This is a genomic window from Marinovum sp. J2-8, assembly GCF_055808435.1.
In genome coordinates, this window is the sequence record NZ_JBVVRZ010000003.1 from 298,999 (window position 1) to 323,756 (window position 24,758).

Genomic DNA, 24,758 nt, shown 5'->3' on the forward strand with positions numbered 1-24,758 from the left:
CGGGATTGTCACGCCACGCCGGGGCGCGGGTGGTGCCCAAGAACCCGTTCAAGGATCGAGGCCAGCACCCCGCCCGCTTGCAGCAATGCGACCTCTTGCCCGGTTTGCACATCGGCGCGGCAGGCGATGGTTTTTGGCTGGCCGTTCGCAGGTGACCAATGCAGTGCGACATCCTGATTGGGCGTCAAACTGTCCGGCGGCAGGGAAATGTCAAAGCGATCCGCCGCCGTAATGCCTGCGCTGGCGGGCAGGAACCCATCCGTGATCACAAGCGGGACAACCCCCATTCCGATCAGGTTCTGGCGGTGAATACGCTCGAAGCTGCGGGCGATGACGGCCCGCGCCCCAAGAAGCGCGGCCCCTTTGGCGGCCCAATCGCGGCTGGACCCCATGCCATACCGCGCGCCGGCAAGGATCACGGCAGAGGTGCCCGCCGTGGCCAGTTGCACAGCAGCGCGATGCACGGGCAGGGGGGATCCGTCTTTGAGGGTGGTCCAGCCTGCGGGCAGGTCATCGGCGAGGTAATTGCGCGCGAGCCGATTGGTAAACAGCCCCCGCAACATGACCTCCCAGTTGCCGCGGTAGGAGGCATAGACATTCAGATCGGCCGGCGTGCCGCCACGCGCGATCAGCCATTTTCCGGCCTCGCTGTCGGGTGAAATCCACCCCGCCGGCGAGATGTGATCGGTCGTCATGTCATCGCCAAGCACCAGAAGCGGCGCGGCGGAATACTGTCCAAGGCGCGTGGTCTCTGACAGGGATGCGAATTTCGGGCGACGCAAGCTGCGCGATGCGCTGTCCCATGGGAACAATGGCGTGGCGGGACAGGCGATGTCCTGCCACGCTTTGTTTCCCGAAGCGGTGGCAAAGGCCTGGGGCACGTCATCTGCGCGAAAGGCGCGCGTCACTGCGGCGTCGATGTCATCGCGATCCGGCCAAATGTCGCGCAAATAGACCGCTGCGCCGCTTGCGTCCTCGCCCAGGGGATCGCTCAGAATATCCCCGGCGATCCGCCCTTTGATCGCGTAGGCAATGACCAGTGGCGGTGATGCCAGATATCCGAGGTCGAGTTTGGGGTGCACGCGTCCGGGGAAATTGCGGTTCCCCGACAGGACCGCGCAGACGGCTTTGTCCTGTTCCAATGCCGTTTCGATCACCGCAGGCAGCGGGCCAGAGTTGCCGATACATGTGGTGCAGCCAAACCCGACAATGTCAAAGCCGAGCGCCGCAAGATCGCGGGTCAGGCCCGCGCGATCCAGATAGGCGCGTGCCGAGGGCGATCCGGGCGCCAAAGAGGTCTTGACCCAATGGGGCACGGTGAGGCCGCGTTGCGCCGCCTTGCGCGCCAGCAACCCCGCCGTAATCAACAGGCGTGGATCGGATGTGTTGGTGCAACTCGTGATCGCCGCCACGCCGACAGCGCCGTCCGGCACCGTGTTCCTGTCCGGGGGACAGGGGGCCAAAGGGCGGTTGATTGCGGTTTCAATCCCGGTCTGTGCCTGCGCGGGCGCGCATCGGTCCTGCGGGCGGCGCGGCCCCGCGACGACGGGGGTCAGTGACGCCAAATCAATCTCGATCTCCTGATCGAAGTTGGGGTGCGCTTCGGGATCGAACCAAAGTCCCATCGCGCGAAAGACGGGTTCAATGGCCTGGGTCAGCGGCGCTGCGCGCGCGGTTTGTTCCAGATAGGTCACGCTATTGGCATCCACCGGGAAGAAGCCGGTCGAAGCGCCGTATTCCGGTGCCATATTGGCGATCACCGCGCGGTCACCCGCCGTAAGGGTCGCGACGCCCGGGCCGAGGAATTCGACAAAGGCGCCCGTGACGTCAAGCGCGCGCAGGCGGTGGGTGATCTCGAGCGCCAGATCGGTCGACAGCACCCCCGCGCGCAGGGCCCCGACAAGCCGCACGCCGACCACCTTTGGCACGGCCAGCGTCGTGGCTTGGCCGAACATCACGCTTTCCGCCTCCAGCCCGCCAATGCCCCAACCCAGCACGCCAATGCCGTTGATCATCGGCGTATGGCTGTCGGTCCCCAACAGCATATCCGGATGCGCGGTGCCGTCTTCGTTGATCTCCAGAAGCGTGGCGAGCTGTTCGAGGTTGATCGTGTGCATGATCCCCGTACCGGGTGGATTCACATGCACCCCGCTAAGGTTGGCCGAGGCCCATTTCATGAATGCATACCGTTCGTGGTTGCGCTCTATTTCGCGCGCACCGTTGCGGGTGGCAGCCTCGGGGTTGGCATAGATATCCACGGCGAGCGAGTGGTCTACGGACACCTCGACGGGCAATTGCGGCGTCAGCTGGGCAGGGTCGCCGCAGGCCTCGGCAATTGCGTCCCGCAGCCCTGCAATATCGGCAATCGCCGGGGTGCAGGTCGTGTCGTGCATCAAGATGCGGTTGGGGCGAAACGAGAATTCGAAACCTGTTGGCCGCTTCGCAAGCCAGTCGTCGAGGGCAGCGATCAGCGGGGCAGGTGCCTGTGTCTCGCGCAGGTGGTTCTCGCTCAGCAGTCGCAAGACATGTGGCAGCTTTGCCAGCCGCGCGCCGAGGATCGTTTTGAGATCGACAAAACGCATGGTTTGATCGTGGTGGTGCACATCGGTGTGAAGTGTCATTGCGACCTCTTGGACAAAAGTGAGACCAGCGTCGGTGCGGCAAAGAGTGCGAACAGCACGCGCAGGATGTGGTGACAGGCGACAAGCGCGACTTCGCGCCCCATGGTTACGGCGATCAATGACATCTCTGCCAAACCGCCCGGCGCGAAGGCCAGGGTCAAGGCCAGCCCGTCCCAGCCGCCCTGTTTGGCCATGATGACGGCCGCAAGAATGGCGATGCCAATCTGGATTGCGACGACGGCCATCGCGGACAGGGCAAACCCCGCCAGCGTCGACAGTGAGACACCCAGAAACCGCGCGCCGACATTGATGCCGATGGCCACCTGAATGGCGATCGAGACCTCTGACGGGACATGAAACGCCGAGACCTGTGTCAGGTGCAGCGCGGCGCTGACCAGCATCGGGACGAGGATGAGTGCCGCCGGAATGCGCAGCCATCTGTCAGCCGCAACGCCGGCGGCGATACATGCCAGGAACCAGCCCCAATCGGGCAGGGTCATCTGATGTGATAAGGCGTTTGTGGTGCTTTCCACCGAAACGCCAAAGGCCAGCCCGGCAAGCACGGGAATAAGCAGGATAGAGAGCGCGATGCGCAGCGCATGAACAATTGCAACCCGTCGCTGATCCGCGCCGGCATGCTCGCCGATCAGGATCATTTCGGAAATCCCGCCGGGCATGGAGCACAACAGCGCGTCAATTTTCGGGAACCCGAACAGACGCTGGAGACCATTGTAATTTATCGCACCGCCAATAATCAAAATGGCGAACATCATGGTCAGCGACGGCCACCATGCGACGGCCAGCTCGACGATATTGGACGGGATCGCCGCGCCCAGCATCGTGCCGACAGCAGCCTTTACATAGGGCATCAACAGCGTGGGTTGCACCACAGGCAGCTGAAGCAATGACGCCACCACAATCAAGAGCATCGCGCCAATCAACCACCCAAGCGGCAGCCCCGTCGTCGAAAGCGCCCACCCCGCAGCGATCGCCGCGACAAGGGTGAGCAGAGCGCGGGGGAGGGGCTTCAAGCTGGGCAATTGGGTTAAATCCTGCCGAAAGTTGTGTTCAGTTCCGCGACGTCCTGGGGCGTCAACACCTGTGTGTTCATGCCGCGCAGCGCCACGATCAGACGTGCGGTTTCTTCAAGCTCTTCTGCCGCGGCAACGGTCGAGAACAGGTTTTTGCCACTGACCACGGGGCCGTGGTTGGCCAGTAGAACCGCCGCATATTTGCCCTGCAAATCGCGGATCATGTCGCCCATGGTTGGATCGCCGGGTTTGACATAGGGCACCCGTTTCACCGTCCCGACGCGCATCACGACATAAGGCGTGAGCGGCGGCACACAATCGTCGGGGTTGATATCTGCAAGGCAGGACAGGGCCGTGGCCCATGTCGAATGCAAATGAACCACCGCACCTGCTTCTGGGCGCGTGTCGTAAAACGCCTGATGCAGGAACACTTCTTTGGTGGGTTTGTCACCGGCGATATGGTGGCCTGCGAAGTCCAGCTTCGAGATGCGCTTCGGATCGAGATCACCGAGCCGCACATTGGTGGGGGTCAACAAAATACCATCTGACAGCCGCACGGACACATTGCCGGCGGTGCCAACGGAAAAGCCACGGTCAAAGAGCGAGCGGCACAGATGTGCCATTTCTTCCCGTGCTTTGCCCTCTTCTTCGGTCATGCGCCGGTCTCCATCATGCGCAGTGCCTTTTCAAAGAAGTCGGGGGTGCCGAAATTGCCGGATTTCAGCGCGACCAGAACGGGGGCGTCGCCGAGGCTGAGAATGGGAACGCCGGGGTCAATTTCGGGGCCGATGCGCATGGCGTTGACGTCAAGCGTGGTACAGACCGCCTGTGCCACCGCGCCTGAGGTTTCGCCCCCCGCGACCACGATGCGACGGTAGCCGCGCTCGACCAGCGCCCGTGCTGTATCGGCGAACAAGGCGTCGAGCTTGGCGGCGGTGGCCTCGCGGCCATATTCCTGTTGGACCGCGCGCACCTCCTCTGGCGTGCCAGAGGAATAGACCAGCGGCGCGTCGCCCTGATGCGCGACGATGAAGCCCGTGAGGTCGTCGACCGTGACGGTCCCTTGCATGACGCCGGGCACATCAATGGCAAGCGTCGGGTGGCGGGCGGCGTGATAATCTACCTGACCGCGTGTGGCGCCAGAACACGACCCGGCAAGGATCGCTTCGGGTCCGGTGGCGGGGGTGAACGGTACGTCGCCGCCCTGCGCACGCGCGGTGCGAATGAAATTGCGTGGCAGGCCAAGCGCAATCCCGGAGCCGCCAGTGACCAGCGCCGCGCCATCGACGGCATCCCCGATGGTCAGAAGCGCCTCATCCGAGATCGCATCAACCACGGCAAAGCGTTCGGGCATGGAACACAGGGCGTCGCGCACAGGATCCGCGCCAGCCGCGACAACAGTGTGCGGTATGAGGCCGACGCTCTCATCCGTTTGTGCGCGCAAGACACGGCGCAGGTCGGGATCGGTCATCGGCGTCAACGGGTGGTTCTGCATCCCGGATTCATTCAGCAGACGATCAAAAACAAACAGATGCCCCTGAAAGACCGTGCGCCCCGCCGTCGGAAAGGCGGGACAGACGACAACACCGCGACAGTCCAGGGCACGTGCGAGGGCTTCGGAGACCGGGCCGATGTTGCCGTCATTCGTTGAGTCAAAGGTCGAGCAGTATTTGAAAACGATCTGCTCGCAGCCTTGCTCACTTAACCATTCCAGCGCCGCCAGCGATTGCGCGACCGCCTGTTCAACCGATGTCGAGCGGCTCTTGAGAGAGATGACGCCTGCCTCGATCTCTGGCGCGGCTTTTTGCGTTGGTACGCCCGCATATTGCGCTGTGATCAATCCACCTTCCGGGGCGACGCCCTTGGCCAGCGTATTTGCAATATCGCTCCCGCCGGTAAAGTCGTCGGCGATCACACCTATCAGCATTCCAAGGTTCCTTTTGCGTTTGCGGGGGCTAAAACCCGCTTCAATTTGTCTATCGCGGCGTCGGGGCTGGTCAGCACGGGAATATCCGTGCAGGCCCGCACCGCGTCGGCGGCGCGGCTCATCGAAAAATGCGCCAGCACTATGGCGTCGGCATTGCGCACATTGGCGGCGGCCTGCGCGATCAGTTGGTCATGTGCCTTGCCATCACCCGCCTTGAGCGCGGCGAGGGCATCGGGGACCGCGACGGAGGTCAGCGTCGCATCTGCGTCGCTGCGTGCCGTCTCTTCGGTGAATTCCAATTCCATCCCCGCCACAGCAGGGGGAAGGTATAGAGCATGGTGGCATTGCCACCGCTTGCGACGGCCGCTTCGAACATGGCTTCGTTCGGCTTGAGGACCGGAATGTCCAGCCGCGCGGCGGCGGTTTCAATGCCCGCCCCAAAGGCAGAACAGGTATAGAGAATGGCGTCGGGCGCGAGATCCATCGCATAATCCGCCAGCACGTTGATGCGGCGATCAAGCTCGGTTGCATCGACACGCCCGGACGCTGCATCGGCCGAGAGACCTTCTTCGAGGATCGAGATGGTTTCGGCATCCGGCCAGAGCCGTTTGAAGGCGTCGTCGATCGGGGCCATTGCGACCCGGGTGGCGTGGATCAATACGATACGTGTCATGTCGAGTTCCCGAATGCAGAGAGGGGGTGACGGGCAGGGGGGAGGTGCCTGCCCGTCGAGCGGACCAACCTAGGCCGGAACTTTGCCTGCGACGGCATCGGCGACGAAGGTGCCGAATTGGTCGGTGTTGACCGAACCGCCAAGGTCGCGCGTGCGCTTGGCCGGATCGTCAATGACCGCATCCACGGCCTCGGTGATCGCTGTGCCTGCATCCAGAAGCTTTTGCACGCCGCGTTGCTCGCCGAGCCACGACAGCATCATTGCCGCCGACAAGATCAAAGAGGTCGGGTTGGCGACGTTCTTGCCCTGAATGTCCGGGGCAGAGCCGTGTTGTGCCTGGGCACAGCACAGGCCTGTTTCGGCATTGGCGTTGATCGACCCTGCAAGACCCAAGGAACCCGAAAGCTCGGAGGCGAGATCGGAGAGGATGTCACCGTAGAAGTTGGTCGCGACGACAACGTCATAGATCTCTGGCTGACGCACCAGAAGGGCGGCAAAGGCGTCAACGATCTTGTCGTCTGTCTCGACCTCGGGGAATTCCTTGGCCACTTCGCGGAAGCATTCAAGAAACAGCCCGTCCGTCATGAGAAAGCTGTTCGCCTTGTGAATTGCGACAACCTTCTTGTTGCGCTGCATCGCCAGTTTGAACGCTTCGCGACAGATGCGCATCGAGCCGTGACGGGTGATTTTGCGGACCGACAGGGCCATGTTCGGGTCGGGCATCATTTCTCCGACGCCTTTGTACATGTTGCGGTCGGGGTAAAATCCTTCGGTCGCTTCGCGCATGATTACAAGGTCCATGCCCGGCGCTTTGTTCGGGATGAAATCGCGGCTCCGTGCGGGGCGCACGTTGGCATAGAGGTCCAGACCGATGCGGAACCCGGCTGAGACATTGCGGCCGCCTTCGACAACGGGGGGATAGTCCATGTGCGACTGCGTGCCGAGGATCACGCCGTCAAATTCGGTCCGTGCGCGGTCAAGCACCTCTTCACGCAGGGTGGTGCCATATTTCTTGAGCGAGTCGAAGCCGGATTCTGCCTTTTCGAACGTCAGACCGAGGTCAAAGCGTTCATTCGCGGCCTCGACCACCTTGAGGGTTTCGGCCGTGATTTCCGGCCCGATACCGTCGCAGGGCAAATACATGATACGCATTATGGTTCTCCTTGATAATTTCGACGGATTGTTCCGCTGAGAGAGATTGAGAGGGGGGACAGGGGGCGACATGGGCGCCCCCCATGTTTGAAGGGGTCAGTCGCCTGCGGCGATTTCCTCAGAGGGGCGCGCGGCCTCCATGTTCCGTTTGACGCGACGCGACAGGAAGATCGGAAGGACGAAGCCGATGATGGCCACGGCCCACAAGATCAACACCAAGGGGCTGCCGACGAGAATGCCCCAGTCACCGTCAGAGATCGTCAGAGCCCGACGCAGGTTCACTTCCATCTCGTTGCCCAACAGGATGCCAAGGATGATCGGCACCAATGGCACGTCCAGCTTGCGCAGCACCCAGCCCAGGATGCCGAAACCAACCATCAGCATGACGTCAAACGTCGAGCCGGTGATGGAATAGATCCCGACAAAAGAGACCATCGCGACCACGGGCATCAAGATCCGTGTTGGCACCAGCAAGACGCGGGTGAACAGGCCAACCAATGGGATGTTAAGCGCCAGCAGCATGAAGTTCGCGATGAACAAGGCGGCAATCAGGCCCCAGACCACATCCGGGTTCTTTTGGAACAGCAGTGGGCCGGGGGTGATGTTCAACTGCAAGAGCACCGCCAGAAGCACCGCTGTTGTCCCCGATCCCGGCACGCCGAGGGCGAGCATCGGCACAAGCGCGCCGCCCGATGCGGCATTGTTGCCGACCTCAGGTGCAACCACACCGCGCGGATCGCCCTTGCCGAAGGTCTTGCCTTCGCGGTCCACGGTCTGTTTCTCAAGCGAGTAGCTGAGGAACGAGCCAAGCGATGCACCCGCTCCGGGCAGAACGCCAGAGATGAAGCCAATGACGCTGGAACGTCCCATTGTGGGGATACAACGCTTGAGCACGGAGAGGTTAGGCAAGAGGCGACCAATCTTCATGTCGCCACTGTGACCGACGCTGCCGCCACGGTGTTTCTCAAGGAAGATGAACACCTCGCTCAATGCGAACAGGCCGACGATGGCGATCAGGAAATCAATCCCGTCGAACAGGTGGATTTCATCAAAGGTAAAGCGCTGCGAACCTGTTTGGCTGTCGCTGCCGATCATCGCAATCCCAAGGCCGAAAGCCGCCGCAAACGCCGACTTTGCCTGATTGGTCGAGGAAATCCCGCCCAAGGTGGCAAAGGCCAATGTGAACAGCACGAAGTATTCCGCAGGGCCGAACAGCAGCGCGATCTTGACCAGTTGCGGCGCCAAAAGCACCAGCCCGCAGGTGGCAAAGAATGCCCCAACAAAGGACGCAATGCCCGACAGGGACAAAGCTTCGCCCGCCTTGCCCTGCTGTGCCATGGGATAGCCGTCGAGACAGGTCATCATCGCAGGCTCGTCGCCCGGAATATTAAGGAGAATGGATGAAATCCGCCCCCCGTACATCGCGCCGTAATAAACCGACGTCAAAAGGATCAGCGAAGGCGTCGGGCCAAGCCCGAGCGAAAAGGCGATCGGTATGAGAATGGCCACGCCATTGGCAGGCCCAAGGCCGGGCAGGGCGCCCATCAACGTGCCGAGAAAGCAGCCCAGCAGCGCAAGCAACAAGTTTTCGAAGGTCAGGGCGATGGCAAAGCCATCCGCAAGTGAACTCAGAGTTTCCATGATATTTGCTCCTCAGAAACCCAGCGGGCCCTTGGCAAGCGACAAGCCAAGGATCAGATGGAACACGACATAGATACCGACCGATGTCGCAAGACCCGTCACCAGCGAGGCGAGGGGCTTCGTGCCCAGTCGCCATGTCAGGTATGCGGTTGCGAAAATGGTTGAGATCACGAAGCCCAATTCGGGCAGCACCCAGCCGTACAAAAACATCACGGCTGCGGCGAAGGCGATTTCGCTCAACTCACGTACAGCAGGCCATTCAGGCTCGCCCGAGGGGCGAAAGATGAATATCAACGAGCTGAGCGCCATGATGGTGCCAACGATATAGGGGAAGGTGCGCGGGCCGATCACGTCGACCATGAAACTGTTGGGGATTATCGAGGCGGCCCATATGTAGAATGCGGCCAGCGCAAGACCGACCGCACCGAAAATTCGGTCACTCATCTTGGTCTCCAGATTTGCAGGGTTGTATAAGCGGCTGCCCCGAGCGGTCGGGGCAGCCGTGGTGCATCACTTGATGATGCCGATTTCTTTCGAAAGCTTGGTCACGTCGTCGATTGTACCTTGCACAAAGGCGTTCATGTCGTCGCCAAAGTTGTTGAAGGGTTCAATCGCAGCGGCCTCGAGTGCGGCTTTGAAATCGTCGCTTTCGGCCATCGTCATGATCGCCTGCTTCCAGAACTCCTTGGCTTCGTCAGACGCGCCCTGTGGCATGTAGAGACCGCGCCAGTTCGCGCCAATCACGTCATAGCCCTGCTCTTTCGCGGTGGCGATGTCGGGGAAGTTTTTCAAACGCTCCGGCGCGAGAATGCCGATGATGCGGATGTCGCCGGATTCAACAAAGCCAAGCATTTCCGAGAAGTCACCCGAAACGGCCTGAACCGAGCCGGACAGAAGGCCGGTCATCGCTTCGCCGCCACCGGAATAAGAGACGTATTTAACCTGTGTGACGTCTTCCATTCCTGCGGCCTGAGCCAGCAACATGGGCTTGATGTGGTCATAGCTGCCCACCGAGGAGCCGCCGGCGATGCCCACGGATTTCGGGTTCTCCAAAATCGCATCCATCATGTCGTTGAGCGTTTGGAACTCGGAATTTGCGGCGACGGCAATCGCGCCATATTCCGCGCCGAACGTGGCCAGCCAATGCACATCGTCAAAGCTTGCGCCTTTGTAGATGCCTTGCGCGATCCGGGCGCTGGTGGACATGGAGGCCGCAACAATCAGGTTGTTGTCATCGTTGCGTTCCTTGGTGACATGGGCAAAGGCCACGCCGCCGCCGCCGCCGGTCATGTTTGTGACCTGCATCGTGTCATCCATGACGCCAAGGTCGAACAGGAAGCGCGCGGTGGTGCGGCAGATGAAATCCCAGCCGCCACCGGGGTTGGATGGGGCGATGCACTGTGGGTTTTCAGGCTCAAAGTCCTGGGCCAGACCCACGCTTGGTGCAAACGAGGCGATGGCGAGAGCCGCCGCTGCGACGAGGTTGTGTTTGAATTGCATTTTTTCCTCCCAAATGCGTTTTCGTTAGGTGCAGTGTAGTCGGGCTTCAGATTGCACTTAACGACCGAAAAAGCCAATAGCCAATTTTTGCGACGCGAAAATTTTGGCGGAAATGGTGGTAATTGTTTGAAAAATAACGAATTGATTGCCAAATGCAGGAGGCCCATTGAGGGGTGTGAGATTGCATTGCGGCAGAATCGGCTCTTGATTTTAGCATTTTGGTCGCCAAAAATGCCTTCTACCGGTGGGGAGGTGCTGCGAATCTGGATCGCGCGCATCCAAGGGCAAAACGTGATCGACCAATAAGGACCAATAAAATGAGCAGCAGCGACCTCGCGACACGCATCTCCAACCGTCTTGCCAAGGATATTCTGACCGGCACGATTGAGCCGGGGACGCATGTGGCCACGCAGCAGATTGCAGATCGGTATCAGGTGTCCCGCACGCCGGTTCGCGATGCGCTGGTCGCGTTGTCTGACAAGGGGTTGCTGGAGCATCAGGCCAATCGGGGGTATTTCGTGCCCGAGGAAATCCCCGAGGGGCTGGCCCAGGAAATTGCGGCGCAGGATTCTGAGGAATCCGATGTATATCAAACCTTTGCCGAAGATTGGCTCAAAAACCGCCTGACCGAAATTGTCACAGAACAGAGCTTGCGTCAGCGGTATTCGCTTACCAAATCACGGCTCAACGACATGATGGCGCGCGCGGCGCGCGAGGGGTGGGCAGAGCGCAAAGAAGGCTATGGGTGGCGGTTGCTGCCGGTGGCGAAAACCTCAGAGGCCTTCGATCAAATCTATCGGTTCCGCCTCGCGATCGAGCCGGTGGCACTGCTCGAGCCGAGCTTTGAGCTCGACCGAAAGGTGCTCGCAGAGCATCGCCGAATTCAGGAGTGGATGTTGGAAGTCGATGTGGCCAGAACGCCGCCGGAACAGCTGCTCGCCAATGGGGCGGCCTTTCACGAGGCCCTGATCGCAATGTCAAATAATCCGTTTTTTGCCAGTGCCTTGGAGCGTGTGAACCGCATGCGTCGTCTGATGGAATACCGTGCGCGCGTGGATCAGGAGCGGTTGCAGGTGCAATGTAGCGACCACATTGAAATCATCGACCTGTTGGAGCGGGGCGAAGTGGTGGAGGCGTCCTATTTCATGCGTCGGCACCTGTCGGGCGCGCTGCGTCGCAAAAGCCCGATTGCACGGAATTGGTCAGAGGAGATGGAGGCCGAGGCGCATTCCCAGGCGTAATTGTGCCGCAGGATTGAATATTGCCGCCAATTAATCCAAACGACGCGCGGTCCGCTGCCCGCGCGCTTACTGGCCGTCGAACAGGCGGGCGGGATTGTGGCACATGATGTTTTGGATCTGTTCGGGCGTCACCCCACAGGCCGAAAACAGCCTCGGGATGGCGTGAGAGTCGACATTCCGAAACGGCTCGATCTCGCCAAATGCGCGTGTCTTGCGTTCCGGGCCTCCACTGGTGTGCGGCCAATCTGAGCCCCAAATGATATGGTCGGGGCGCAGGGCGACGCATGCGCGGATCAGGGATATTGCCCGGGTTCGCGCGCTCTCCGGTGTGGCGCCAAGTTTGTAGTCCGCTGACATTTTTATCCAAACAGGCTCAGAGTCACATTTTTGGAGCAGGTCGATCAGGTTGCTTTCGGGGGCCTGTGCGCCGATGCCCGCGAAATGGTCCAGAACGACGGGCACACCCGCGTGTGTGATGAGTTCGACGTGCCGCAGCACGGCGTCGATTGGTGCATAGATCTGAAGGAACATGCCGCTGCCCGCGAGGGCCGAGGCCATCGCCTGAACCGCGTGCGCGCCCGCATCGACCTCGGCCCCGCTGACCAGGTTGACACGAAAACCGCGCACGCCGCTGGCGCGCATTTCGGCGATCGTGGCATGGTCGAGGGTCGCAGGGTCGGCCACCGCCACGCCGCGCGCGCGGTCGCCAAGGGTGTCGAGCGCCTTTAACAAACAGGTGTTGTCGCTGCCATAGACGCTTGGTTGCACCACCACGGCGCGATCAATGTTCCCCGCCGCCATGATGCCAAGAAGGTCAGGCACACTGGCGTCGCCGGGCGTGTAGCTTCGCTGGTGCGCGAAGGGGAAGACGCGCGGGTCGAACAGGTGAACATGCGTGTCCCAGGTGGCATTTTGCGTCATGTCAGATGTTCCAAAATGTGGGCACGCGCCGCCGTTGGCAGTGACGATCTGCCGAAGGTTTCTTGACCCTGTTGCACTGCGGCCTCTGTGCCGCATTGCTGAGGTGGGGCAGAAGGCAGGGATTCAAGCGCGCGCGCATGAGATGACAATGGGATGTCCTTGTTTCGGGCCGTGTTTTGGGCCGTGCGGCAAAGGCGCGAAGTCTCAGGCGGGGTCGGGGGCAATTGCGCTGTCGCGGCTGACGCCGTGGGCTTCAAGGATGTCACCGACCCGACCGCTGCGCGCCAATTCGGCGAGGAAATGACGCAGGTGTGCGGTCGCTTTGGGGCGGCCTTTCACAATGGCCATCGCCTGTAGAATTTCCATGAACGGCGGTTGCAGCGTGCGTGCCCCCGGGCGCAGTTTGGCCTCGGTCTCCATCACCGCGCCAATGCCTGCAACCGCGTGGAGTTCGCCTGCGTCCAGCGCCGCAAGCATGGCGTGAATGTCGGGAAAGGTCACCAGATGCTCGGCACCGGGTTTGCGCGCAAGGGTGAGCGTATAGGCCGAGCCCTCAACCGTGCCGACAGGCGCGCCAGATGTCACCAATGCGTCAGCGGTTTCCGCGGTGCAACCCGCCCCCGCGAGGTAACGCCCTTCGATCCGAATATAGGGATCGGTAAAGTCGATGGTCTGCGCGCGCTTTGGATCGACGGCAAGGAAGCAAACATCCCATAGGTCATCCTCGGCAGAGTTCGAGACGTCAACCGCGCGATCGAATTCGACGAATGTGAGGTCAACGCCGAGGTCGCTGGCCAGTGCTTTTGCAAGGTCGACCGAGATGCCCTTGGGGGTCCCGTCGGTGTTGCGCCCCACGAGGATGCGGTTCCCGTGATTAAGCGCGACGCGCAATGTGCCTGTCGTTACAAATTCGGCAACGATATCTGTGGTCAATGGCGTCTCCTCGCATGGTACGGATGAAAATCTACGGTTCCTCGAGTTGACTGGCTTATTTTCAATAGAAATGCAATATATAAGTGATTTTGCGCCTTATTTTTGGACTTTGGCGTTTCTGGACCATGTTCGCACGGCGCAATTGGCCCTGATCCGCCTCATGCTTGTCCACCATGCTGGGCGCCTGTCGGGGTGGCCTGACCCACTTCGGTTGAGTGACGCACATTCTGTCTGACCAGTCAGGCGGCACTTCTTCAGCTTGTCGATCAAGTTCAAGGTCATCGGAGCCAGACGTGAAGCTGCGTGTCGGCCTTTGACCACCCGATCGAGCCGAGAACGGCTTTGCCGATCCGATATGCGAGGTATGGCGGCACTGCATTGCACACCTGGTGGTGTTGTTTCGTGTGGGGGCCGCAGAAATGATAGTAGTCCGGAAAGGTCTGTAGAACTGCGGCCTCTCAGATCGTCAACGACCGGCATTGCTTGCGGACCGGATGTATGAAGTAATGACTGTCCTCGCGCAAATGACTGAGAATGTTTTGGTCAAGGTATACCGGGACGGGCGTGGTCGGAGCGGTCATGCGGCACCAAATCTAGGCGGACTGAATGCCACAAGCGTCCCGCAGAGGGTTCCCGCAGTCCATCGCCAAACACGGCTCACAGCGCTCACCCTGCCGCCGAGCCGCCGCGCTGGGCGGTGGCCCCACCGAATCCCTCAATGGCGTTTTTATCTTTGCCATGTAAATCGTGTGCGAAGTAGCGCAGGACTGCATTTTTTGGCACATTCGAGAATTTCAGCCAAAGCGGGCTGACCTGCCCCCTGCTGGTCCCTCATTCATAATGAGAGTCTGCAGGTTGAATCTGGGTATTCGGCTTCCGCGTCTGACGCAAGCGCGCCGGGCGCGGAGTCTTCAAATTGCTCAAGCGCACGGCGCGCTTGCAGCGGCGTTTGGTTGCCCAAGGACGAGTGTGGCCTGACCGTGTTATAGTCGTAACGCCATAGGGCCAGCTTGCGCCGCGCATCATCCAGGCTGTCGAAGATCTCCTCGTTCAGTAGCTCATCCCTGAGACTGCCGTTGAAGCTCTCGATGAACGCGTTCTGCTGCGGCTTGCCCGGATCGATGTAGTGCCACGGCACCTCGTTCTCGTCGGCCCATTTCAGGATGGCCCGACTGGTGAACTCAGTTCCATTATCGCTGACAATGCAGCCGGGCTTTCCGTAAAGCCGGATCAGAGCGCTGAGCTCCCGGGCGACCCTTGCGCCGGAGAGGCTGGTGTCCGCGATAAGGCACAGGCATTCCCGAGTGCAGTCATCGATCACTGCCAGCATCCGGAACTTCCGCGAGGCGCCGAAGCTGTCGGATACGAAGTCCAACGACCAACGAGCATTGGGATACGCCGCAACTGGCATCGGCACCCTGGTGCCACGCGCCCGTTTCCGGCCGCGCCGCCGCTTCACGGACAGCCCTTCTTCGCGATAGACCCTGTAGAGCTTCTTGTGGTTCATGGTCATGCCCTTGCGCTCCAGCAGCACGCCGATCCGGCGGTAACCGAACCTGCGCCGCTTGGCAGCGATGTCCTGCATCTCCTTGCGGATCTCGGTACAGTCCGGTGGGCGTTCTCGCCGGACTGTTTTGGGATCGACACCGACAAGCCTGCAGGCCCGGCGCTGCGAGATGTCATGATCCCGCATCGCCCGAAGCGCCGCGTCTCGCCGCTTGGTCAATGTCGTCAATTCTTTCCCAGCAAGTCTTTCAGCACGACGTTGTCGAGCATGGTATCGGCCAGCAGGCGCTTGAGCTTGGCGTTCTCGTCTTCGAGCGCCTTCAGCCTGGCGGCCTCAGAAACTTCCATCCCGCCATACTTGGCCTTCAACTTGTAGAAAGTCGCCGTGCTCAGCCCGTGCCTGCGACACACCTCCGCTGTCGGCATCCCTGCTTCCTGTTCTTTGATCATACCGATGATCTGCGCCTCGGTGAAACGACTCTTTCGCATCTGTCTGCTCCTTCAGAGTTGGCGCAGACTCTACATTACGGTGAGGGATTTCGCGGGGGGCAGGTCACGCCCCAAGTCGAAAGCGCCCGCGCGATGCGGACAATCTGGTTCATTGGTTCGGCTGAGTTTTCATCGAAGCTGCCAAATGCGACAGCAAGCGTGTCTATGAAGATCAGGTCGGGGCGCTGGGCTTCCACGGCATCGAGCAACGCTTGCAGATCAGGGGCACGTTTTTCCCCGGCTGAGGGCAAAAGTCGGGATATTCCCCCCACGAGCGAAAAAGCATCGGTGCCACCGTATTCGCGTCTGAGCGCCTTTACGCGCCCCTTCATCCCGTGGTGGTCTTCTGCCGCCACATAGAACACTTTGCCCTGCCGGGTCCGCATCCCGAAGGCTTCCTTGCCCAGCGCAACCATGTATCCGAGGAACGGACCAGCGAGGGACTTGCCTGCACCCGGTGCGCCGAAGATGCAGCCCACATCGCCATGCGACAGTAAACCTTTGATCACGTATTTCCGCGCCTCCGACCCGTCGCACTCGTCCGGTGTCAGGAATGTCAGACGTGATGCGGCTGGCGCTAACATTTCCTGTAGGGGCAATATGTCATCAAAGTCGTCAGCGCAGTAGCCTGCGCCTGACTTTGCCCAGCCATAGGCCTTGGCAATCTCGAAAAGGGTGCCGATTCCGATTGCGCCTCCCCGGAAGGACTTCCAAGCCGTCCGTTGTCCGCGCTCATTGAACTTGATGGATTGTCGAGACCAGTGCGACCACATGCCAAAAGCTTCTTCGGTGTCGCCGTATTCCGCCTTGAGCGCCATACCGATGTGCAGCCAGGTGTCACGGTCGTCTGCATCATTGATCATGGCGAGGGCGAGACGCACCTCTGTCCGGTCTGCCCGTTCCCTGAAAAGGTCCGAAAGATCGGTTGAAGACACATCGGGCGCGCGTCCTTTGGCAAACCTGCCGAGCGTCGCCCGGGAGATTTTGGCTTGGCGATGGAACGGGCGTTCCCAGACATAGGGCTGTCCGGTCGTTGGATAAATCGAGGGCGGCAATACCGCCTGTGAACCGGTTCCCATAAGGTCGATTTCCCATCCTTCGCCCTTTGCCAGTTTCCGCTTAGGCATCGGGTCAGGCGACAGGAAATAGATGTGGCGAGAGTCGCCCCCGCTGCCACTTACAACGGTCGGAAAGCCTTTGGCTTCGGGCCAGAGGTCCAAAAGTGCCGCCCATGCGTCCGCAGCCTTTGCCGGGTCGCGCACATCGAGGTCGATCAGGTGAAGATATTCGTCTCCAATCTTGGAGGCAAAACCGAGCCGCACCCCTATGTTCCGCCCTTCACGGTAGGTGTTCAGCAGGTCTGATTCGGTCTGGTTTGGCAGGTTGGACCAGTTCGCCGCGACGGGTCTTTTCTCTCCGGCGTGCAGCCAATGGAGAGAAGCACCGGCGGCAAGCAGGTCTCGATTGGCCTCATTCAGCGGGTCGTTTTGAGACGCATGGAGACCCATGGAGACGCATAACAGGTCGGAAAGGTCTGTGTTCGCGGCACATGGTGACGCTTGCCCGGCATGGGCGTTCGTGCTATTGTCGAGAGGCATTAGATAAACCTTTTCTGGTTTGAAAGGCCTCGCAGTCGCAAGCTGCGGGGCCTTTGCGTTTTCAATCCAGGGTTCATCATATCACGAGTCGAATAGTTCTCCAATACACTGATATTAAAGACATTTCACATCTAGTGTGAAAGTACAGAAGTCGCAGAGTAAGATCGAAAATCAACTTTTAGCTGAGTAGATCGGACAAATCCGTTTCAATCCTCGGCTTCGTAGAGACCACGGACTTTGCCCGCCCAGCGGCCTCCCATTCATCCAGCTTGTCGCTCCACCACTGCATGAGCCGACGCCGCTCTTCCAGGCGCATCCCGCGATAGTATGCCGCCCGCACTGCGTTCTTGGGCGAATGCGCCAAAGCCTTCTCGATTGCATCCGGGGACCAGAGTTCGGACTCATTCGCCACGGTTGAGAACGTTGAACGGAAGCCATGCACAGTGGCCTTGGTGTAAAAGCCCAGCCGGTAAACCAGATAGAGCATCCGGTTTTCAGAGATCGGCTTCACTGGCTTATCTCCCGGCACGATGTATCCCCCACCGTCCGCAAGGCGTCGCAACTTGTTGAGGATCGTTAGAACCTGCCGGGACAAGGGCACAACATGGTCCGCGCCCATCTTCATCCGTTCACCGGGGATGCGCCAAACATCGCCGTCAATCTCTTCCCAGCGCCCGAACCGGATTTCGTTGGTACGGCAAGCGGTGTGTATGGCCAGGAGAAGCGCCAGACGGCTTTGGGGTTCGCAGTCAGCATGTGACAGGGCGTTGAGGAAGGCTGGCATCTCGGACCCGCCCAGCGCGGCGACGTGCTTGACCCGGGGCGCTGGGCGCAAGGCTCCGCGAAGGTCTGCCGCCGGGTCGCGCTTGCAGAGGCCGCAGGCAATCCCGTAGCGGAAGATTGCCCCAAGCGTCTGATGAATCCGCGAAGCCACATCTAGCGCGCCCCGGGCTTCTACAGCACGAATGATTTTCAAGAGTTCGGGGGCTTCAATCTCGGCAATGTCACGCTTTCCGATGAACGGGAACACGTCGCGGCGGAACCGGGATGCGATGCGCTCATAGTGCTTTTCGGACCAAGCCCCGCGCTGCGCTTCTAACCATTCGTTCGCGACACGTTGAAACGCGTTCTGAACGGCCAGCGCATCGACTTTTGCAGGAGCGACGCCTTCGGTCAGATTGCGCTTCAATTCATCCCGCATCGCTCGGGCCGTGGCTAGAGAAACGCGGGGATACTGCCCAAGCGTTGCGGTCTGCCGCTTACCCTCGTGGCGGTAGTCTACACGCCAAGTTTTTGATCCCGCAGGTGAGATATAGAGATACAGCCCAGCGCCGTCAGTCATCTTCCGAGGCTTCAGGGCAGGTTTGGCATTTCGACAGGACAGATCAGTTAGCGACATGGTATCCTCGTGACGGTAAGTCTCTTGCTGTCTCTACCGTCAGTTTTACCGCCAAAGGCTGAGACGTAGTGAGACATGCTGAGACACATGGATACCAAGAAAGTTGATTTTACTCAATTTTCTAGTGCGAAAATGCGCTGTAATTTAGTTGTGGTGCCCGGGGGCGGAATCGAACCACCGACACGAGGATTTTCAATCCACTGCTCTACCCCTGAGCTACCCGGGCATGGGTGAACGGACAACCGTTCGGGTGGACGCGTTCTAGGTTAGGGGTGCGGGAGTGTCCAGTGGGTTTTTGCAAAATTTCCCATGTAATTTTGCATTGCGGGTCATTGGGTCTCCGATTGCCAGATCAGGCTTTGGTCGCCGCCCAGTTTGGAACTGCCGAGCGGGGCGAAAGATGCAGCCAAATCAGTGAGTTCCGCGGAAGGGGACAGGGTCAGATAGGCCGGGAGCCATGCGAGGTTGTAGCCGGTGATCTCGCGGCTGCCGTCGAAATAATTTTGCGCTTCGCCGGTGATTTCCATTGTGCGCGCTCCGCCGTCCATCTCGGCGATGGTAAAGTTGACCACACGTTCCAGCGCATCTTCGCAGCGTGCGCCAGGGTGGTAGCCCTGATCGCGCAGCAGCTTGCTGGCCACCACCAGCGGCGCGACGGCATGCATCTGGTAATGATAGGCCAGCCGCCCGCGCGACATCTCTTGTGGCAGGCTGCCGTCAGGGTTGGCGGTGCACAGAACATAGTCCACCGACCAGCCCGCCCAGCCGCGCAGCACAGGGTCGTTGGTCAGATCCGCAATGCCAGCCCCCCCAAGCGCCGCCCAGGCACGCAGATTGCCGCGTTTGGCGCCCTTGGGCGCGGCTTCTTCCCAGAACAGCATCTGATCCTGCGCCAGACCCGCCAACCATGGGCGAATGGCGTTCAGGTCGTCCTCTGTGCCGCCATGCGGCACCACCTGGCGCAGCGCAAGCGCGAACCCGGCCAGCCGGGATCCAATGGTCAGCCGTGTGGTGTCGGAATCCAGATTGGCCAGCGCCCCGGCACGGGCCCATTCAGCGACCTGATGCACGACGCAATCGGCGATTTCCTCATGCGGGGCATCCGCAGCAAAAATCTGGTTGGCCTGATCGGTCAGGGAAACAATGAAATTGTCCAGCGGCTTCAGATCGGCAATGGCGGCCGCCTCGGCCTCCTTGTCGATCTCTGACCGGGTTTCACTGTCATCGGTATATCGGCTTTCGATGGCCAGAGACAGCACCGGCGCGGGCGCAAGTGGGCAATTCAGCTCCTGTGCCCGAACGGCGGTGCTGGTTCCCAGCTCCAGACTCAACGCAGATCCCAGTGTCAGCGCAATCGCAATTGCCGCGCCAGTTCGCCCGCCTCTTGGTTTCCACCTGCGGCAGCTTTGTCGAGCCATTCAAGGGCCTCCGTAACTTCTCGATTGGTGCCAGTGCCATACAGTTTGGCCCGGCCAAATTCAGCCATTGCCGCCACGGAACCGGCTTCTGCGGCCTGTCGGACGGCTGCGGTCGCTGCGGCCATGGTCTGCACATTTCGTGCCTCCGATTGCAGCAGACGTGCGTGCCGCCACAGGGCCTCGGGTTCGCCGGATGCCGTGGCACGCGCCAACAGTTGACGGAAATCCATCGACTGGTCAATGGCGCGTCTCACTTCTGGCGGAGCGGCGAAATACCGCTCAAATGCGCGCGGAATATTGTCGGGTTGCGACACCAGTCCAGCGAAATGCCCGGCGGCGGCCTGGGCGTCAAAACCAGCCAGATCCGGTCGCGCCGTCAGGTCAAACAACCGCCAGCGTGCCGCAATGTCGTCGCCACGGTCACGGGCCACCACGTCGACCGGTGTCGGTGCGGCGCCGGTATCGAACACTTCCATTTGGGTGTCTGTGAACCGCAGTTTCGCCAACACATGTCCGCCACGCAGCACCAGCCCGATCCGACGCCAGTGATAGGCCATGTCGGGATTGTCCAGGATGGCATGGGCTTCGCCCAGCTCGCTGGTGTCCTTGGTCGAACAGGCCATCAGGCTGACCGCCCGGTCAAAGTAATCGTCGTATTGGCTGGGCGCGACATGGGGCAGGGCGAACATCAAGGCCAGGAAATCACCGCGTTCCTCGATGATTTGGGCAAACTCGGTGAACACAGCCGCTTCGGCCTCGGGCGTTTTGCCCAGACGTGCCAGCAGCCGGATTGCGGCACCTTCGCCGCGATAGCTGGCCTGACGCAACAAGCGGCGCACTTCGGTGGCCACGGCGGGGTCGGTGCCGTTGTCGTTGATCATCGCCACGGCCACATCCAGCGCCGAGGTCACACCGTTGTTCAGATAGACCCGGCGAAAGAATTCCAGCGCCAGCGCGCGTTCCGCCGGGTTGGTCGCCAGTTCAAACTCCAGCTTGGCGAATTCCTCAAGTCCCTTGTCGGAATTGTCGAGCCGATCGGCCCAGATCCGTTGCCGGGTTTCGGTGGCAATCGGGTCGATGTTGACCAATTCCAGATAGTTCGCCAGCGAGGTTGTGCGCCCGGCCAGCGCCTGACGTTGCAGATGCGCCAGGCTCCAGGGGTCTTTGTAGGGGTCCAGCGAAATCAGGTTTGTCGCGCTGACCTGCACGGTTTCATGTGCTGTCGCGCGAAAGGCGCGGGCCCAGGGCTCGGCCTGGTCCAAATGCGGCGCGGTGGGGATCTGACAGCGAAACAGTTTGTCCAGATCATCCATCGCATCGGCATCGCTGTGGCGCGTTGCCGCCAGCGTCAAAAGATCGACGGCCCGGTCCAATTGTGCCGGGGTGTCGCGATACCGCAGCAGACGCTCGGCCAAAAGCCGCATCCCCTCGGCGTCATCGCGCGCAACCGCGATTTCCAACTGGGCAATCATCTGCGCTTCGCCGCCCCAGCGGCCAAGCCGGACCGCAATTTCCTTGGCCAGATCGGTGTAAATCGCCCCGGGGGCCGATGGAATCTGCGTAACCTCACGCAGGTAGGTCAGATAGGGGCTGGAGGGGCTGTTTTCCAAGGCGTCGATATTGACATCAAGCTGCAACAGCGGCGTCAGGGTCGGGCGTCTGCGACCGCGATCCTCGGCCTGATTGAAGGCCAGGATTTCGCGCAGCATGTCCAGGTCGACCCCGGCACTCTGCAGCTGGCCTTCGGCGCTGTCGTCAATTGCGATACCGCGCTCGACCGCACGCTGAAGATAGGCCAGCATTTCGTCGTTGTCCTGCTCGATCACGCCGGCGGCCAGATGGTGTTCCACCACCCGCCATGCCGCCCGTGCCGATCCAAGATCGGCGGCAAACCGGTCCCAGGCCAAGGCGATGTCAGTGTTGCGATGAACAATGATGCCTTTGCGGTATTCTTGCGCGATGCGTTCGGCGCGGATGCAGATCTGGCTGTCCATCTGGCCCAGCAAACCGCCAAAGGCCATGGTTGCGGTCAGGTTGGCGGGTGCCTCCCAGCCGGGCAGGGGGCGGCCCTCGGCCATGCGGCGCGCGATGAACAGCAATGCATCGGCATTGCCGCCAAAACCAGCGTCGCGGATCAGATCAAGCGCCTGTTCCTCGTCGCGTTGCACGCCGATGCCGTTCAGAAAGAACTGCGCCAGTTTCATGCTTTGGGTATAGTTCAGCTCTGCGCGGCGCTCGTTCAGTTGCTGTACCAGCCCGGCCTGCATCAATTCCCGCAGCCGACCGGCGTCGATATGCAATCCGATCAGATCAAGCGTTTCATCCATGCCGCCAAACCGCGCGTCAGCCTGCGACAGCCGTTTGCGCAGCGCGACGATGAAATCAAAATAGCGGTTCGGGTCTTCGGCCTGATATCGGCGAATGTCGCGTTGCAGGAACCGAACACGCTCAATGGTGGTCAGTTCGCCATCAGATCCCGGTCCGGGCGCGTCAGAGATCAGCTCTTCGGGACCGTCGCCGCCACAAAGGTTCTGTTGTTCGACCGGCGGCGGCAAAAAGGCAAAGTCCAGCGGCGCGGCCGTGGCTGCGGCAGGAAGGTTCAGGGCCAGGACCGCCGTAGCGACCAGAGCGTGCGGGATTTGACGTTTTATCGCGAACATAGGCGCATCTCGGTGTTGTCTCCCAATGTCGCGTCCAGCGTGACAGTGACGTTGCGGGCCCCTTCGGGCCAAAGCCCGGACATCGGTACATAAAACCGCCCGGTGGGCAGCTGTGCCGGGTGGCGGGTGATTTCGCGGCTGCGGCTGCGGCCCTGATTGTCGTGCCAGGTGAACACCGCGCGGCGGGCCTGGGCGCCGTCGGCGTCGATGAACAGGATCTTGTCATGTTGGTCGCTGACCGACGACAGATCGGCGTTGACCCGGTCGCGGCTGCCGCCTTCGCGGCTGACGGTCAGGCCAAGATCACAACTGCCACGCGCTGCGGCAATCAATTCCAGCATTCTTTGGTCGTCGCTCAGACCGGGCGCTTCGGCCAGGGGCAATTCCCAGACGATGATACTGGGGCGGGCCTGTTGAAATTCGGCGGAGGTCAGATAGGTCGAAATCGCAGCAAAGGCGCCACCACCGGGCACGGAATACTGGATCACCTGAATGCCGGTCTCTTCCGCCAGGAAACCGGCGAAATTGGCTTCGGGCGTGTCGGAATGGGCGCTGCCCACCAATGCAATCACGCCCTGTGGGCCATCGCCGGTCGAGGCGCGTGTGGTTGCAAATGTCTCGGTTGTGGCCTCGGGCAGGGGTTCGGCGCAATATTGCTGCCGCACCAGTCGGCTGTGCGATTCGACATTGGCGCTGCCGGTGGGGCGGGTTTGAAACCGGTTTCGGGCCAGTGCCTCGATGCCGGGGACCGCCGCGATCGCCCGGGCAATGGCCCGCGCCGCGAGCTGTGCCCCCGCAGCGTTCAACCGGGGATCGGCGCGAAAGAACGACAAGGGCGCATTCGCCGGGGCCATTTCCGCCCGCAGATCAACCGCGCGCACACCGGCCTCGTGCAATTTTCCAAGGTCATCAAGATAGACCGTGGTGGCCAGCGAATAATCAAAGCCGAAATCCATCGCTTCGGGGGACAGATACCGGGGCAGGGCCAGCGGCTTGGTCGGCACCGGCGCATAGATCAATGCTGTGCCCTTGGCCGCCAGTGCCTGGCTCAATTCAGCCAGATCAGCCACAGTTTCCGGGGTCATCGGGTGCATATTGGAAAGATCGGGCGAAATGCGGAAAAACACGCCGTCGCGCCCTTCGACCGATGCCAGATATTGCGACCCCGCGAGATCGCGGCAGCCATATTGTGATTGTGCCGCTGCCGGACCAACCAAAGTGCCGGTCAGGGCCACACCGATCAGCGCCGCACCAAACCGTTCAAGAAGTCTCATCTGCCGTGCCATCCCTTAATTCACCGCAAGCGCGTTGCGCCGTGCTTTGGCCTGTTCGGCAAGGCTGAACGCCATTGCCCGTATCGCCAGATCTCCCCGCCGGTCTGCGATTTCCAGATATCCCAATACCCGGTTCAGCTCAGCTCTGTTCAGATCGGTCCGGCCCATGTCCTTCATCGCGAGGGACAGGACCATGCGGCCGTTCCCGGTGCTGCTTAGCGCGACAATGCGGTCGCGCGTGGCGTCCGACATCGGGCCAAACAGCTGGTCCGGGCCGTTCAACGCCACCATTGCATCCTGTGCCTGGGTATTTCCGGCCCAGGCATGGGCGTAAAGCACCCGAATATATTGCGAAATCCGGCTGCTGGGTTCTGTGGCGGGCGACAGGAAATACAGCGCGCCGATCATGTCATCCAACATGCCCTTGCGCCCGGCCCCTGCTGCGATGCTGGCATAATAGGCCAGATCGGACGCATTTTGCGCCACGCCACGTTGGCGCAGGATCTTGGTCAGTTTCAGCGCGGCAAGCCCGTCTTTCTGATTGGCCAAAGCGCGCAGATCGTCTTCGGCCATTGGGGCGCCCGACACCATTTCCTTGCGCAATTGACGCAAGGCCGTGGTGGGCAATTGCCGCGTGCTGGTGATGCCACGATCCACCACAACCGAAATCCGGCGCGATTCCGCGCTGGAGGGCAGGGTCAGGGATTGGGCCGCAACATCGCTCAGCGGCACCAGCCCGGCCAAAACGATGGCCAATGATTTGGTCCAGCCCCT

The 24,758-nt window shown here is 60.8% G+C and carries 20 protein-coding genes, 1 tRNA gene and 1 pseudogene; 1 reads left to right on the forward strand and 21 read right to left on the reverse strand.

The features are described from left to right. Positions 1–8: 8 nt before the first annotated feature. The 10 genes from acnA to AC0L4F_RS10880 form a co-directional block, all read right to left on the reverse strand. The gene (acnA, locus tag AC0L4F_RS10835) at positions 9–2,621 is read right to left on the reverse strand and encodes an aconitate hydratase AcnA (RefSeq protein ID WP_244688268.1); all 2,613 of its coding nucleotides are present in this window, start codon (positions 2,619–2,621) and stop codon (positions 9–11) included. Beyond that, positions 2,618–3,661 (reverse strand): AbrB family transcriptional regulator, encoded by a 1,044-nt coding sequence (locus AC0L4F_RS10840; RefSeq protein WP_244688270.1) that lies wholly within the window; start codon positions 3,659–3,661, stop codon positions 2,618–2,620. The genes acnA and AC0L4F_RS10840 overlap by 4 nt, the downstream gene beginning before the upstream one ends. 5 nt (positions 3,662–3,666) lie before the next feature. Then, positions 3,667–4,308: a 3-oxo-tetronate 4-phosphate decarboxylase gene (gene otnC, locus AC0L4F_RS10845; RefSeq protein WP_244688272.1), complete on the reverse strand. Its 642-nt coding sequence runs from the start codon at positions 4,306–4,308 to the stop codon at positions 3,667–3,669. Continuing rightward, positions 4,305–5,579 (reverse strand): 3-oxo-tetronate kinase, encoded by a 1,275-nt coding sequence (gene otnK / locus AC0L4F_RS10850; RefSeq protein WP_244688274.1) that lies wholly within the window; start codon positions 5,577–5,579, stop codon positions 4,305–4,307. The genes otnC and otnK overlap by 4 nt, the downstream gene beginning before the upstream one ends. Beyond that, positions 5,573–5,878, reverse strand: a complete 306-nt coding sequence (locus AC0L4F_RS10855; RefSeq protein ID WP_244688276.1) for an aspartate/glutamate racemase family protein — start codon at positions 5,876–5,878, stop codon at positions 5,573–5,575. Before AC0L4F_RS10855 ends, otnK begins: the two co-directional genes overlap by 7 nt. Next, on the reverse strand, positions 5,830–6,252 hold the full coding sequence (locus AC0L4F_RS10860) for a hypothetical protein (protein WP_244688278.1): 423 nt from the start codon (positions 6,250–6,252) through the stop codon (positions 5,830–5,832). The genes AC0L4F_RS10855 and AC0L4F_RS10860 overlap by 49 nt, the downstream gene beginning before the upstream one ends. A gap of 69 nt (positions 6,253–6,321) precedes the next feature. After that, positions 6,322–7,404 (reverse strand): isocitrate/isopropylmalate dehydrogenase family protein, encoded by a 1,083-nt coding sequence (locus AC0L4F_RS10865; RefSeq protein ID WP_244688280.1) that lies wholly within the window; start codon positions 7,402–7,404, stop codon positions 6,322–6,324. A gap of 96 nt (positions 7,405–7,500) precedes the next feature. After that, on the reverse strand, positions 7,501–9,045 hold the full coding sequence (locus AC0L4F_RS10870) for a tripartite tricarboxylate transporter permease (protein ID WP_244688282.1): 1,545 nt from the start codon (positions 9,043–9,045) through the stop codon (positions 7,501–7,503). A 12-nt stretch (positions 9,046–9,057) separates the two neighbouring features. Next, positions 9,058–9,489: a tripartite tricarboxylate transporter TctB family protein gene (locus AC0L4F_RS10875; protein ID WP_244688284.1), complete on the reverse strand. Its 432-nt coding sequence runs from the start codon at positions 9,487–9,489 to the stop codon at positions 9,058–9,060. 66 nt (positions 9,490–9,555) lie between these two features. Continuing rightward, positions 9,556–10,545, reverse strand: a complete 990-nt coding sequence (locus tag AC0L4F_RS10880; protein WP_244688286.1) for a Bug family tripartite tricarboxylate transporter substrate binding protein — start codon at positions 10,543–10,545, stop codon at positions 9,556–9,558. A gap of 317 nt (positions 10,546–10,862) precedes the next feature. On the opposite strand from AC0L4F_RS10880, the gene AC0L4F_RS10885 reads away from it, so the two are divergent. Continuing rightward, positions 10,863–11,786, forward strand: coding sequence for a GntR family transcriptional regulator (locus AC0L4F_RS10885; protein ID WP_244688288.1), 924 nt, complete (start codon positions 10,863–10,865; stop codon positions 11,784–11,786). 66 nt (positions 11,787–11,852) lie between these two features. Here AC0L4F_RS10885 and AC0L4F_RS10890 read toward each other — a convergent pair whose 3' ends face one another. From AC0L4F_RS10890 to AC0L4F_RS10940, 11 genes and pseudogenes are all read right to left on the reverse strand, one after another. Further along, positions 11,853–12,707 carry an amidohydrolase family protein gene (locus tag AC0L4F_RS10890; RefSeq protein ID WP_244688290.1) on the reverse strand — a complete coding sequence of 285 codons (855 nt, stop codon included), beginning with the start codon at positions 12,705–12,707 and terminating at the stop codon, positions 11,853–11,855. 204 nt (positions 12,708–12,911) lie between these two features. Then, the gene (locus AC0L4F_RS10895; RefSeq protein ID WP_244688292.1) at positions 12,912–13,640 is read right to left on the reverse strand and encodes a transporter substrate-binding domain-containing protein; all 729 of its coding nucleotides are present in this window, start codon (positions 13,638–13,640) and stop codon (positions 12,912–12,914) included. 278 nt (positions 13,641–13,918) lie between these two features. Beyond that, positions 13,919–14,086 (reverse strand): annotated as a pseudogene (locus AC0L4F_RS10900) (DNA cytosine methyltransferase); the annotation flags it as partial. Positions 14,087–14,475: 389 nt separating this feature from the next. After that, positions 14,476–15,635, reverse strand: a protein-coding gene (locus tag AC0L4F_RS10905; RefSeq protein WP_244688294.1) for an IS3 family transposase whose coding sequence is annotated in 2 segments (ribosomal slippage) — positions 14,476–15,386 and positions 15,386–15,635 — 1,161 coding nt in all. Because the reading frame shifts where the segments join, the coding sequence is not laid out codon by codon here. 35 nt (positions 15,636–15,670) lie between these two features. Further along, positions 15,671–17,233, reverse strand: a complete 1,563-nt coding sequence (locus tag AC0L4F_RS10910) for an AAA family ATPase (RefSeq protein ID WP_244688296.1) — start codon at positions 17,231–17,233, stop codon at positions 15,671–15,673. A 178-nt stretch (positions 17,234–17,411) separates the two neighbouring features. Then, positions 17,412–18,632 (reverse strand): tyrosine-type recombinase/integrase, encoded by a 1,221-nt coding sequence (locus tag AC0L4F_RS10915; protein WP_280520554.1) that lies wholly within the window; start codon positions 18,630–18,632, stop codon positions 17,412–17,414. Positions 18,633–18,783: 151 nt separating this feature from the next. Then, a tRNA-Phe gene (locus AC0L4F_RS10920) sits at positions 18,784–18,858 on the reverse strand. Positions 18,859–18,961: 103 nt separating this feature from the next. Further along, on the reverse strand, positions 18,962–19,963 hold the full coding sequence (locus tag AC0L4F_RS10925; RefSeq protein ID WP_244688302.1) for an alginate lyase family protein: 1,002 nt from the start codon (positions 19,961–19,963) through the stop codon (positions 18,962–18,964). 14 nt (positions 19,964–19,977) lie between these two features. Beyond that, entirely contained in the window at positions 19,978–22,710 is a 2,733-nt protein-coding gene (locus tag AC0L4F_RS10930) for an SEL1-like repeat protein (RefSeq protein WP_244688304.1), read from the reverse strand. Then, positions 22,698–23,984 (reverse strand): alginate O-acetyltransferase AlgX-related protein, encoded by a 1,287-nt coding sequence (locus AC0L4F_RS10935; RefSeq protein WP_244688306.1) that lies wholly within the window; start codon positions 23,982–23,984, stop codon positions 22,698–22,700. Before AC0L4F_RS10935 ends, AC0L4F_RS10930 begins: the two co-directional genes overlap by 13 nt. A 15-nt stretch (positions 23,985–23,999) precedes the next feature. Beyond that, positions 24,000–24,740 (reverse strand): hypothetical protein, encoded by a 741-nt coding sequence (locus tag AC0L4F_RS10940; protein ID WP_244688308.1) that lies wholly within the window; start codon positions 24,738–24,740, stop codon positions 24,000–24,002. Positions 24,741–24,758 lie beyond the last annotated feature (18 nt).